This window comes from Kitasatospora putterlickiae (genome assembly GCF_039527695.1).
Lineage (GTDB): Bacteria > Actinomycetota > Actinomycetes > Streptomycetales > Streptomycetaceae > Kitasatospora > Kitasatospora putterlickiae.
Map to the genome: position 1 here is coordinate 10,757 of NZ_BAAAKJ010000459.1, position 12,051 is coordinate 22,807.

The 12,051-nt window shown below is 72.3% G+C and carries 8 protein-coding genes and 1 pseudogene; 7 read left to right on the plus strand and 2 right to left on the minus strand.

Annotated elements, in window-relative coordinates; genetic code table 11:
• From dacB to folE, 6 genes and pseudogenes are all read left to right on the plus strand, one after another.
• Positions 1-662: pseudogene (gene dacB, locus ABD308_RS39845) on the plus strand (D-alanyl-D-alanine carboxypeptidase/D-alanyl-D-alanine endopeptidase); the annotation flags it as partial.
• A 799-nt stretch (positions 663-1,461) separates the two neighbouring features.
• On the plus strand, positions 1,462-2,643 hold the full coding sequence (locus ABD308_RS36790; RefSeq protein ID WP_344344631.1) for a zinc-dependent metalloprotease: 1,182 nt from the start codon (positions 1,462-1,464) through the stop codon (positions 2,641-2,643).
• Between the two features lie 255 nt (positions 2,644-2,898).
• A complete protein-coding gene (gene tilS / locus ABD308_RS36795) occupies positions 2,899-4,038 on the plus strand; it encodes a tRNA lysidine(34) synthetase TilS (protein ID WP_344344633.1) in 1,140 nt (379 codons plus the stop codon).
• A 71-nt stretch (positions 4,039-4,109) separates the two neighbouring features.
• The gene (gene hpt / locus ABD308_RS36800) at positions 4,110-4,664 is read left to right on the plus strand and encodes a hypoxanthine phosphoribosyltransferase (RefSeq protein WP_049654051.1); all 555 of its coding nucleotides are present in this window, start codon (positions 4,110-4,112) and stop codon (positions 4,662-4,664) included.
• Positions 4,665-4,889: 225 nt separating this feature from the next.
• Entirely contained in the window at positions 4,890-6,944 is a 2,055-nt protein-coding gene (ftsH, locus tag ABD308_RS36805; RefSeq protein WP_344344637.1) for an ATP-dependent zinc metalloprotease FtsH, read from the plus strand.
• A 113-nt stretch (positions 6,945-7,057) separates the two neighbouring features.
• Positions 7,058-7,663, plus strand: coding sequence for a GTP cyclohydrolase I FolE (gene folE, locus ABD308_RS36810; protein WP_030309924.1), 606 nt, complete (start codon positions 7,058-7,060; stop codon positions 7,661-7,663).
• Here folE and ABD308_RS36815 read toward each other — a convergent pair.
• Entirely contained in the window at positions 7,650-8,465 is an 816-nt protein-coding gene (locus tag ABD308_RS36815; RefSeq protein ID WP_344344640.1) for a ferritin-like domain-containing protein, read from the minus strand. The two genes, folE and ABD308_RS36815, sit on opposite strands and share 14 nt — an antisense overlap.
• A 183-nt stretch (positions 8,466-8,648) precedes the next feature.
• Positions 8,649-9,800, minus strand: a complete 1,152-nt coding sequence (locus ABD308_RS36820; protein ID WP_344344642.1) for an alpha/beta hydrolase — start codon at positions 9,798-9,800, stop codon at positions 8,649-8,651.
• Positions 9,801-10,177: 377 nt separating this feature from the next.
• On the opposite strand from ABD308_RS36820, the gene ABD308_RS36825 reads away from it, so the two are divergent.
• The gene (locus tag ABD308_RS36825; protein WP_344344644.1) at positions 10,178-12,016 is read left to right on the plus strand and encodes a phosphatidylglycerol lysyltransferase domain-containing protein; all 1,839 of its coding nucleotides are present in this window, start codon (positions 10,178-10,180) and stop codon (positions 12,014-12,016) included.
• The last annotated feature ends 35 nt before the right edge of the window (positions 12,017-12,051 follow it).

The following is a 12,051-nucleotide window of genomic DNA, read 5'->3' on the forward strand; positions in this document are numbered from 1 at the left end:
CCGCCGAGACCTTCGCCACCCTGCTCAAGGCCCAGGGCATCGGGGTGCAGGGCAAGGCGAAGCCGACCACCGCCCCGGCCGCCGCCGACGCGCCGGTGCTCGGCCGGGTCGACTCGCCCACCATGTCCCGGCTGGTCGAGCGGATGCTCACCACCTCCGACAACACCCTCGCCGAGGCGATCGCCCGGCAGGCCGCGCTCGCCGCCCACCAGCCGGCCAGCTTCGAGGGCGCCGCCACCGCCGTCACCCAGGAACTCGCCAAGCTCGGCGTGCCGATGACCGGCGTGGTGCTCAACGACGGCAGCGGCCTGCACACCGGCAACGCGATCCCGCCGGTCGCCCTGGTCAAGCTGCTGGCGCTGGCCGCCTCCGCGGAGCACCCGACGCTGCGCCCGGTGCTGACCGGTCTGCCGATCGCCGGATTCACCGGCACCCTCGGCAAGCGCTTCGGCTCCGCCTCGGGCGCCGCCGACGCGGCCGGCCTGGTCCGCGCCAAGACCGGCAGCCTGAGCGGCGTCAACACCCTGGCGGGCACCGTCGTGGACGCCGACGGCCGCCTGCTCTCCTTCGCCCTGATGACCCGGACCACCGCCCCCGCCGAAACCGCGCGCGCCGCCATGGACCGCGTAGTGGCCCGCCTGGCCGCCTGCGGCTGCCACTGAACCGGCCGCCGGGGCCCGTGAGACGCGCCCTGGTGCGAGGGCGGCTCGTCCCGGTCGGGCCGTCGAGGCTTGGAGGTGGGGCGGGGCCGTCCGGAGGTCGAGACGGGGGGTCTGACGGCGGCCCGGCCATCCACTGCCTGGACGGGGAGACGCGGCTCGGGAACGAGGCTCGGGTGCGGGCCTGGGCCGGGTGGCGCCGCTCGGAGTTGAAGGCAGGGGGCCGGGGGTCCGGGGTGCTGCCAGGGCACCTGGGGCATCTTCCGGCCAGTGGGGGCATCGGGGCCTGGAACCGGGGTGGGTCTCACGGTGGCCTGGCCTTCCGCCGCTCGAAGACGGAGGCGCGGCCCGGGGTGGTGCCCGGCCTGGCCCTGCCCGGGCAGGGAGGCTCGGCGTGGGGCCTGGGCGGTTGGGGGCGCTGGGGTTGGGGGCGGGGTGGCGCGGCGTAGGGCGTGGCCGGGCCTGCCGGCGCCCGGCTGTGGCGGGTCCGGAGGCGCGTCCGGGCGGGGTTCTGTGGCGTGTGGTCTTGGTGCCGGGTGTTGGGGGTGCCCTGGGACGGGGCCGCCGGACCGACGCGGCTCGGTGTGGGGTGGCTCGGTCGGGGACGGGCGGGGCGTTGTGTGGTGGCGGTGACCGGGCCTGCGGCCGGCCGGCTGTGGTGCTTGCGGGAGGCGTGGCCCGGGTCGGGCGGGGCCTTCGCGTGGTGGAGGCGGGCGCGTCGGCGACGGTGTGGCCCGGTCGGGTGGTCATTGGGCGGCCGTTCCGGCTCCCCCAGGGGGGCGGGAGCACGTACGGTGAGGGCATGACGAGCGCGAGCGGCGGTGCTGACATGGTCGACTGGAATCTCGCGGTCGCAACCGCGACCAGGTTGGTGCGGCCGGGGCCGGAGGTGAGCCGGGCCGAGGCGGCCGCGGTGGTCGCCGAGCTGCGCCGGCACGCCCTGGCGGCCGAGGAGCACGTCCGGGAGTTCACCGGCATGCGTTCCAGCAGCCTGGCCGAGGCGGCCGCGACCCCGGTGCTGATCGTGGACCGGCCCGGCTGGGTGCGGGCCAACGTGGCGGGCTTCCGGACCATCGTGCAGCCGCTGGTGGAGAAGCTCCAGGCGCGCCGGACGAACGGGTCGGCCTCCGCGGTGTTCGGCACGGTGGGGGAGAAGGCCACCGGTATCGAGGTCGGCGCGCTGCTGGCGTTCCTGGCCACCAAGGTGCTCGGCCAGTACGAGACCTTCGCCCCGGCCGAGCCTTCGCTGGAGACGCCGGACAGCCCGGCCGCGCTGTTCGACAAGCCGCGTCTGGGCCCGGAGGGCCCGGGCCCCGGGCGGCTGCTGCTGGTGGCGCCGAACATCGTGCACGTGGAGCGGGAGCTGGACGTCGACCCGGTCGACTTCCGGCTCTGGGTCTGTCTGCACGAGGAGACCCACCGCACCCAGTTCACCGCGGTGCCCTGGCTGCGCGACCACATCCAGTCCGAGGTGCAGTCCTTCCTGGCCGAGACGGACGTCGACCCGGGCGCGCTGCTGGACCGGCTGCGGGACGCGGCCGGTTCGCTGGGCGCGGGGCTGCCGGGGCTGGGCGGCGGGCGGGGCGACAACGCCTCCTCGGCCGGTCTGCTGGAGATCGTCCAGTCGCCCGCGCAGCGCGAGATCCTGGGCCGGCTGACCGCCGTGATGTCCCTGTTGGAGGGGCACGCGGACGTGGTGATGGACGGCGTGGGCCCGGCGGTGGTGCCGAGCGTCGCCGAGATCCGCGAGAAGTTCCAGCAGCGCCGGGACCGCGGCGCCAACCGGCTGGACCTGATGCTGCGTCGGCTGCTCGGGATGGACGCCAAGCTCCGCCAGTACCAGGACGGCGCGGTGTTCGTCCGGGGCGTGGTCGAGCAGGTCGGCATGGAGGGCTTCAACCGGGTCTGGACCTCGCCGAACACGCTGCCGACCAAGGAGGAGATCCACGATCCCGCCGCCTGGGTGGCCCGCGTCGCGCGGTGAGCCGGGGCGGGTGAAGCGGGAGGCGGCCCGCCGCCCCGTTCGTACGGGTGGTCCAGCCGTGCACATGGCGGGTGAAGATACGTTTCTTCATTCACCCGAACGTGGGACGGTGGTCGTACCGGTGGCGCCTGTGGCGTAGTGGGTGCCTCCTTTCTGCCACCATCTGTGAGCGCCCGGTAACAGGGTGCTCACAGATGCGCGGTCCCCCGCCGCGCCCACCGCCGTCCTGTCCCCCTCCGTTGAGGAGTCGTCGCCGTGGGCCCTCACCCCGCCGTCGCCGCGATACGCCTGGCCGTTCGCCGCACCCTCACCGACCTCGCCTCCGAGGCCGGTTCCACCTTCACCGCCCCCGCCCGGGAGCCGCGCGAGCGCGCCGGCGGTGCGCCGCTGGCCGCCGCCGCGCTGCCCGCCGCCGTCGGCACCACGCTGATCGGCAACGCCCACCGCCACCCGTCCGGGCTGCCCCGCACCCCCGCCGCACCCGGCTCGCCGCTGGTCCTGGTCGCCGTCAGCGGCGGCGCGGACTCCATGGCGCTCGCCATCGCGGCCGCCTTCGAGGCCCCCAAGATCGGTCTGCGGGTCGGCGCCGTCACGGTCGACCACGGCCTGCAGTCGGGCTCCGCCGAGCGCGCGGCCCAGGTCGCCGGCCGGCTGCGCGAGCTGGGCCTGGACCCCGTCGAGGCGGTCGCCGTGCGGGTCGGCCGCGAGGGCGGGCCCGAGGCCGCCGCCCGGGACGCCCGGTACGCCGCGCTGGACGAGGCCGCCGAGCGGTTCGGCGCGGTCGCCGTCCTGCTCGGGCACACCCGCGACGACCAGGCCGAGACCGTCCTGCTGGGCCTCGCCCGGGGCTCGGGCTCCCGCTCGCTGGCCGGCATGCCCGCTCAGAAGGGCCGCTACCGCCGTCCGCTGCTGGAACTGGACCGGGCCGCCACCCGGCAGGCCTGTTCGGCCCAGGCGATCCCGGTCTGGGACGACCCGCACAACCGCGACCCGGCCTTCACCCGCTCCCGGGTCCGCCACGAGGTGCTGCCGGTGCTGGAGAAGCACCTGGGCGGCGGCGTGGTCGAGGCGCTCGCCCGCACCGCCCGGCTGTTCCGCGACGACGCCGACGCGCTCGACCAGTGGGCCGCGCTGGCCGAGCGCGACCTCCGTGCGGGCGAGGGCGCCCTGGACGCCGTCAAGCTGGCCGAACTGCCCCCCGCCGTGCGCCGCCGGGTGCTGCGCCGGGCCGCGCTGCGGGCGGGCTGCCCGGCCGGGGACCTGTTCGCCCGGCACCTCGAAACGATCGACCTGCTGGTCACCGGATGGCGCGGCCAGGGGCCGCTGCACCTACCCGGGGGCGTCGAAGCGACCCGGCGGTGTGGCACGCTGGTCTTTCGGCGGCAGGGCGACTGACGGGCGGGCATGCCCCGGGGGAGCCGGCCGCCGGCCATCCAGACCCCGACACGTTTGAGGACGTATCCCCGGTGGACCAGAACGACATGGGCGCTGACCTCGCGAAGGTGCTCATCAGCAAGGACGAGATCGACGCCAAGCTCCTGGAGCTGGCCGAGCGCATCGACCGGGACTACGCAGGCAAGGACCTGCTGATCGTCGGCGTCCTCAAGGGGGCCGTGATGGTCATGGCGGATCTCGCCCGCACCCTGCACTCGCAGGTGACCATGGACTGGATGGCCGTCTCCTCCTACGGGATGGGCACCAAGTCCTCCGGTGTGGTGCGGATCCTGAAGGACCTCGACACCGACATCGCCGGCCGTGACGTCCTGATCGTCGAGGACATCATCGACTCCGGCCTGACCCTGTCCTGGCTGCTCGGCAACCTGGGCTCGCGCGGCCCGGCCTCCCTGGAGGTCTGTGCCCTGCTGCGCAAGCCGGACGCGGCCAAGGTCGAGATCGACGTCAAGTACGTGGGCTTCGACATCCCCAACGAGTTCGTGGTCGGTTACGGTCTCGACTACGCGGAGAAGCTGCGCAACCTGCCGTTCATCGGCACCCTCGCCCCGCACGTCTACGGCGGCTGAGACCCGTTCGGGCGACGGGCGGGAACAGCAGCCTGTTCCCGCCCGTTGGATCCGGGGGACCATAGAAGAACGTCGTATCGCCGTGCTCCCGCCACGTGGGGGTCGTACTGCGGTACGGTCCAATAAACCGCTCTTCACATGAGCACTGACCGAATGCGCCGGTGGCACACAGCCCCGCGGCGCCGTTGAGTGGCAGGAGGGACGGGGCGGCAACGCCCCGCATGGATGGACGTCAAGCGATACTTCCGTGCGCCGATCATGTGGATCGTGCTGGCCGTCCTCGCCGTCATCGTGCTGATGCAGGTCGTTTCGGACTCGAACGGCTACAAGACGGTGGACACCGGTCAGGTCGTCGCAGCGATCGACGCGAAGCAGGTCAAGTCGGCGCAGCTCACCACGGGTGACTCGAACACCGTAAAGATCCAGCTGAAGGACGGCGCCAAGCTGCCCGCGGCCAGCTCCGGCAAGCCGCAGTCCGGCAGCAAGTTCCAGGCCTCGTACATCGGCGATCAGGGCGTCGCGATCGCCGACAAGCTGCAGGCCCAGATCAACGACAACGACCAGAACACGCTCTCCGAGGGCTACACCATCAGCCCGGAGAAGCAGAGCACCCTCGTCAGCCTGCTGCTGTCGATGCTGCCCATCGTGATCATCGTGCTGGTCTTCCTGTTCCTGATGAACCAGATGCAGGGCGGCGGCTCGCGCGTCATGCAGTTCGGCAAGTCCAAGGCCAAGCTGCTCACCAAGGACACCCCGAAGACCACCTTCTCCGACGTCGCCGGTGCCGACGAGGCGGTCGAGGAGCTCCACGAGATCAAGGAGTTCCTCCAGGAGCCGGCCAAGTTCCAGGCGGTCGGCGCCAAGATCCCTAAGGGCGTGCTGCTCTACGGCCCGCCCGGTACCGGCAAGACCCTGCTGGCGCGCGCCGTCGCGGGCGAGGCCGGTGTGCCGTTCTACTCGATCTCGGGCTCCGACTTCGTCGAGATGTTCGTCGGTGTCGGCGCCAGCCGGGTCCGCGACCTCTTCGAGCAGGCCAAGGCGAACGCCCCGGCGATCGTCTTCGTCGACGAGATCGACGCCGTCGGCCGGCACCGCGGCGCGGGCCTCGGCGGCGGCCACGACGAGCGCGAGCAGACCCTCAACCAGCTGCTGGTCGAGATGGACGGCTTCGACGTCAAGGGCGGCGTCATCCTGATCGCCGCCACCAACCGCCCGGACATCCTGGACCCGGCGCTGCTGCGCCCGGGCCGCTTCGACCGCCAGATCGCGGTCGAGCGCCCCGACCTCCAGGGCCGTCTGGACATCCTCAAGGTGCACCAGAAGGGCAAGCCGATCGCGCCCGACGTCGACCTCTCGGCCGTCGCCAAGCGCACCCCCGGCTTCACCGGTGCCGATCTGTCGAACGTGCTGAACGAGGCGGCCCTGCTGACCGCCCGCTCGGACAAGAAGCTGATCGACAACAACATCCTGGACGAGGCGATCGACCGCGTCGTGGCGGGTCCGCAGAAGCGCACGCGGATCATGTCCGACAAGGAGAAGAAGATCACCGCGTACCACGAGGGCGGCCACGCCCTGGTGGCGGCGGCCTGCCAGTACAGCGACCCGGTGCACAAGATCACCATCCTGTCCCGCGGCCGGGCCCTCGGCTACACCATGGTGCTGCCGGAGGAGGACAAGTACTCCACCACCCGCAATGAGATGCTCGACCAGCTGGCCTACATGCTGGGCGGGCGCGCGGCGGAGGAGCTGGTCTTCCACGACCCGACCACCGGTGCCTCGAACGACATCGAGAAGGCCACCGCCACCGCGCGGGCCATGGTCACCCAGTACGGCATGACCGAGCGGCTGGGCGCGATCAAGTTCGGCAGCGACAACTCGGAGCCGTTCCTGGGCCGCGAGATGGGCCACCAGCGCGACTACTCGGAGGAGGTCGCCGGGCTGGTCGACGAGGAGGTCAAGAAGCTCATCGAGTCGGCGCACAACGAGGCCTGGGAGATCCTGGTCGAGAACCGGGACGTGCTCGACAACCTGGTCCTGGAGCTCCTGGAGAAGGAGACCCTCAACAAGGACCAGATCGCCGAGATCTTCGCCCCGATCGTCAAGCGCCCGGCCCGTCCGGCGTGGACCGGCTCCGCCCGCCGGACGCCGTCCACCCGCCCGCCGGTGCAGTCGCCCAAGGAGCTGGCGCTCACCAACGGCGCCGCCGCCACCGCCGAGGCCGCCCCGGCCGACGTGGTGAAGCTCCCGCCGCTGCCGGTCGAGCCGCCGGCCGAGGACTGACCGGAAGCCCGGGCACCCGACGGAATGGATGCCGCGTCACCGGGGTTTGTACCCTGGAGGCGCGGCATCCGTGCTGTTCAACTCTTGTTCGTCAACCAGTTAGCGAGGCCCGCATGATCGACCCGGTGACGCTCGACGGTCCGCCCGCCGTCGGCACCTTCGACCAGAAGCGGGCCGAGAACGCGATCCGCGAGCTGCTGCTGGCCGTCGGCGAGGACCCGGACCGCGAGGGCCTGCTGGAGACCCCGGCCCGGGTCGCACGGGCCTACAAGGAGATATTCGCGGGCCTCTGGCAGGAGCCCGAGGACGTCCTGACCACCACCTTCGACCTCGGCCACGACGAGATGGTGCTGGTCAAGGACATCGAGCTGACCTCGGTCTGCGAGCACCACCTGGTGCCGTTCCGCGGCGTCGCGCACGTCGGGTACATCCCGTCCACCAGCGGCAAGATCACCGGCCTGTCCAAGCTGGCCCGGCTGGTCGACGTCTACGCCCGCCGGCCGCAGGTGCAGGAGCGGCTCACCAGCCAGGTCGCCGACGCGCTGATGCGGATCCTGGAGCCGCGCGGGGCGATCGTCGTGGTCGAGTGCGAGCACATGTGCATGTCGATGCGCGGCATCCGCAAGCCCGGCGCCAAGACCATCACCTCCTGCGTGCGCGGCCAGCTGCGCGACCCGGCCACCCGGGCCGAGGCGATGAGCCTGATCATCGGTCGCTGACCGGGTCGGGCGCGGGCCCGTGCTCGGGCTCGGTGTGCGGCGGGGCCGGGGTGCCCAGCGCGTTGCGGCGCGCGGGCATCCGCAGCCGCACCATCCGCCGCCAGCCGTACAGCAGGTCGTACAGGTAGAGCGCGTGCACACCGGCCATGACCACGGCCAGCTGCCAGCGCGGCCACCGCAGGATCCGCGCCATCCGGGACGTCACCGCGAGGCCGACGTCCCGGTGGGTGCGGATCTCGCCGCGCGCGCTGGTCTCCAGCACGTGCCGGATGTACGACCCGTGGCCCTCGGCGGTCAGCCGCAGCAGCTCCTCGTGGCAGTAGGCGAGGTGGTTGTCCTCGTCCGCCGAGATCATCCGCATCGCCCGGCCGAGGTCGGGGTTGTCCCCGTAGACCTTGACCAGCTGGCGCATCTGCTCGGCCGCGCGCTGTTCGGTGACCCGGCTGTGCGCCAGGTAGGTGATGATCTCGCGGTCGGTCAGCGGGACCTCGGTGGTCAGCCGCTCATGGGCGAGGCCGACGCCTTGGCGCTCCAGCAGCATGCAGTAGTCGGCCTCGGCGGGGACGTCGACCTTCGGCAGGCCGCGCTTGTGGAGCAGCTGGGCGAAGATCCGGCCGTGCTTGCGCTCGTCGGCGCCGTGCCGGGCGATCTTCGGAGCGAGCACCGGGTCGCGGGTGAGCTCGGTGATCCGCTCGTTCTCCCACCCGCCCTGGTCCTCGCCGCCGGCGGCGATGCTGCAGAACAGCTGGTAGGCCTCGTCGTTGCGATAGATCTCGTCGAAGAGCGATCGGGTGCTGAGCATGGGGCCTCCTGCCCGGATCCGGGGCGGCCCCGGCCGGGGTTCGGCCGGGGCGGTCGCGATACGTCCCCCCTGGACGGCGGGTACTGTGCCCGACCGGCCGGTAATCACTCAGGTGCCCTAGGGTCCGTCTTCAAGCCTCCGTCGTCCGCCCGGCAGGCGGGGGTTTGAAGACGGACCCTAGGCCTATCCGAGGTGGTGGCCCATCCACTCCAGCGAGGCGGGCAGCTCGCGCACCCAGGTCTCGAAGTTGTGGCCGCCGTCGTCCAGGTACATCGACTCCGCCTGGAACTGCGGGTTGGCGGCGGCGACCCGCTGGGCCAGCTCGACGAACTGGGCGGTCTGCGGGTACTCGCCGTCCTTGCGGGTGGAGACCACCAGCGTCGACACCGGCGGGGCGGGCAGGTTCTGCAGCCGCCAGGCGAGGTCGTTCTGCTCGGCCAGCGCCTTGTCCCCGCCGAACAGGTCGCCGGTGAACTGGTCCTCGGTGACCTTGAACTCGGCGTGCAGGCCGCCGGCGCTGCCGAAGACGGCCGGGTGGCGCATCGTCAGCCGCAGCGCGCAGCTGCCGCCGGTGGAGTAGCCGAAGACGCCCCAGGAGGCGGGGGAGCGGCCGATCCGGTAGGCGGAGTGCAGCGCCTCGGGGACGTCCTCGGCGAACCAGGTCTCGGTGCGCGGGCCGCCCGGGGCGTCGACGCACTCGGTGTTGCGCGGCGGGGTGAGGGTCGGACTGGCCAGCACCACGATGGTCGGCTGCATCTTCCCCGCGCGCTGGAGCCCCACGGCGGTCTGGACGACCGGCAGCTCCTTCATCAGGTTGAGCGTGGTGCCGGGGTAGCCGGCGATGGTCAGCAGCACCGGGAAGCGGGTCAGGCCGAGTTTGGGGTCGAAGTACTCCGGCGGAAGGTAGACGAACATCTGGTCGGACAGTCCGGTCGCCTTGCCGGTGATCCGGACCGACTCGACCTTGCCGACCTCCTCGGGTGCCCCTCTGGGCAGGTCTCCGATGCTCTCCATGCCGCCCTCGTTGGTCGGCGTGAGCAGGGCGCCGCCGGCCGGGACCCCGCCCTCGTGGTTCTCGTTGCTCGTCAGGGCGAGTTTGGTGCCCCCGGGGCTGAGCAGGTCGTCCCATGAGGTGTAGAAACCGAAGGCGTTGTTGACGCTGAGCGCCAGCACCGCGAGCACCGCCGCCTGAGTGAGCGTCAGCAGGCCCATGCGGCCGAGCACCGGCAGCGGTCGCTGCCGCGCCAGCCTGGGCCAGATCCAGAGCGTGATGACGAGCGCCGCCGAACCCAGGGCAAGCAGCGAGTTCATCAGCGCGTCGCTGGTCAGTTCCATACCGTCGGCCTTCCGGTGGGACACTGTCGGTGCAGGCTTCATCGTCTGGCGGTGCGTCAGTCCGGGCCACCGCGGCTAGGCTGTCCGGACGCCGGGGGGACCCCGGGAGGCCGACGGCGCTCACACGCAACCGACGCCCTAAAATGCGGCGTCCACCGTACGTAGGACGTACGCGGGGGCCCGTCGCGCCACGCGGTGAGGGGCTCCGGCGCCCACCCCTCGGCTCAATTCGCAGTGCCCCCAGGGCGCCGGTTTACCCTTCGTTGCCGGTTCCTTGGTGTGCGTATTGCCTGATGAAGGAAAAGGCATGAAGGTCCATCACGGCTCCCGCCCGGGAGTGACCGGACACCCCGCCACAGCCTCTACGCTGAACCCCCATGAGCGTTCCCGTGTCCGTTGAGCCGAGTCCCGAGCAGCCGCTGCGCCGTCGTGGCCTGCAGACGCTTCGCACCCAGGCGGCCGCCGTTCCGAGGGCCTGGCTCCCCGGCGCGGTCGGCTACGCCTGTCTGCTGATCGGGCTGGTGGACATCGCCAGCGCCGTGTTCCCCAAGCTCCGGCACACCAAGGTGCACACCTTCGCCGGGCAGCTTCCCGGCGGCACCACCACGCTGGCCGCCGCCGGCACCCTGATGATCGGCCTGCTGCTGGTGCTGCTCGCGCACGCGCTGCGCCGGCGCAAGCGGCGCGCCTGGCGCGCGGTGTGCGTGTTGCTGCCGGTCGGCGCGGCGCTGCACCTGCTGCGCTGGCACCAGCTCGGCCCGGCGGTCATCTCGCTGGTGCTGTTCGCGGTCATGCTGATCCACCGGCGCGAGTTCTACGCCAAGGCCGACCCGCGCACCCGCTGGCGCGCCGTGGTCAACCTGGTCGTGCTGGGGACCGTCGGCCTCCTGCTCGGCCTCCTGGTCGTCAGTACCCGCACCAGGTACGAGCTGGGGGACCCCGGCGCGTACCAGCGGCTGGAGCACGTCGTCTACGGGCTGTTCGGCTTCGAGGGCCCGGTGCACTACAACACGGACCGGATCGGGGACCTGGTCGGCTACCTGCTCGGCGCGATGGGCCTGATCACCGCCTTCACCACCACCTACCTGGCGCTGCGCCCGGAGAAGCCGAAGCCCGAGCTGACCGCCGAGGACGAGGAGAAGGTCCGGGCGCTGCTGGACCGGCACGGCGAGCGGGACTCGCTCGGCTACTTCGCGCTGCGCCGGGACAAGAGCGTGCTGTTCTCGCCCACCGGCAAGGCGGCGATCTCCTACCGGGTGGTCTCCGGCGTCATGCTCGCCTCCGGCGACCCGGTCGGCGACGTCGAGGCCTGGCCCGGCGCGATCAAGGTCTTCATGGCGGAGGCCCGCGAGCACGCCTGGGTACCGGCCGTGATGGGCTGCAGCGAGGTCGGCGGCGAGGTCTGGACCCGCGAGGCGGGGCTGGACGCGCTGGAGCTGGGCGACGAGGCGATCGTCGACACCGCGACCTTCTCGCTCTCCGGGCGGGCCATGCGCAACGTCCGCCAGATGGTCAAGCGGATCGAGCGCAACGGCTACTCCTGCCAGGTCCGCCGGGTCGCCGAGCTGACCCGCGAGGAGAAGGCGCGGATCGCCGACGCCGCGGCCCGCTGGCGCGGCACCGACACCGAGCGCGGCTTCTCGATGGCGCTCGGCCGGTTCGGCGACCCGGGCGACGACGACTGCGTGGTGGTCACCGCCCACAAGGCGCCCGAGGAGGGCGAGGGCGGCGACGACCTCAAGGCCGTGCTGCACTTCGTGCCCTGGGGTGCGGACGGCATCTCGCTGGAGCTGATGCGCCGTGACCGGGCGGCCGACCCGGGCCTGAACGAACTGCTGATCGTCGCCGCGCTGCAGGCCGTCCCGGCGATGGGCGTGCGCCGGGTGTCGCTGAACTTCGCGATGTTCCGCTCGGCGCTCGCCCGCGGCGAGCGGATCGGCGCCGGTCCGGTGCTGCGCGCCTGGCGCGGGCTGCTGGTGTTCCTGTCGCGCTGGTTCCAGATCGAGTCGCTGTACAAGTTCAACGCGAAGTTCCAGCCGGAGTGGGAGCCCCGGTTCCTGGTCTTCCCGAACACCCGTGACCTGCCCCGGATCGGTTTCGCCGCGATGCAGGCGGAGGCGTTCATCACCCTGGGCATGCCCCGCTTCGGCCGCAGGCCGCAGCGCGAGGGGCTGATGCCGGGCGCTGCCCGGCCGGAGGTCTCCGAGGCCGCCTGAGCCGTCCGGCGGCCCGACGCCGGGCCCGCCGAGGA

What these genes read in the sequence shown, in the direction of transcription:
- ABD308_RS36820 (WP_344344642.1), bottom strand. Translation starts at nt 9,800, where the DNA reads ATGGAACTGACCAGCGACGCGCTGATGAACTCGCTGCTTGCCCTGGGT.
- folE (WP_030309924.1), top strand. Translation starts at nt 7,058, where the DNA reads ATGATCGACCCGGTGACGCTCGACGGTCCGCCCGCCGTCGGCACCTTC.
- ABD308_RS36815 (WP_344344640.1), bottom strand. Translation starts at nt 8,465, where the DNA reads ATGCTCAGCACCCGATCGCTCTTCGACGAGATCTATCGCAACGACGAG.
- ftsH (WP_344344637.1), top strand. Translation starts at nt 4,890, where the DNA reads ATGGACGTCAAGCGATACTTCCGTGCGCCGATCATGTGGATCGTGCTG.
- ABD308_RS36825 (WP_344344644.1), top strand. Translation starts at nt 10,178, where the DNA reads ATGAGCGTTCCCGTGTCCGTTGAGCCGAGTCCCGAGCAGCCGCTGCGC.
- ABD308_RS36790 (WP_344344631.1), top strand. Translation starts at nt 1,462, where the DNA reads ATGACGAGCGCGAGCGGCGGTGCTGACATGGTCGACTGGAATCTCGCG.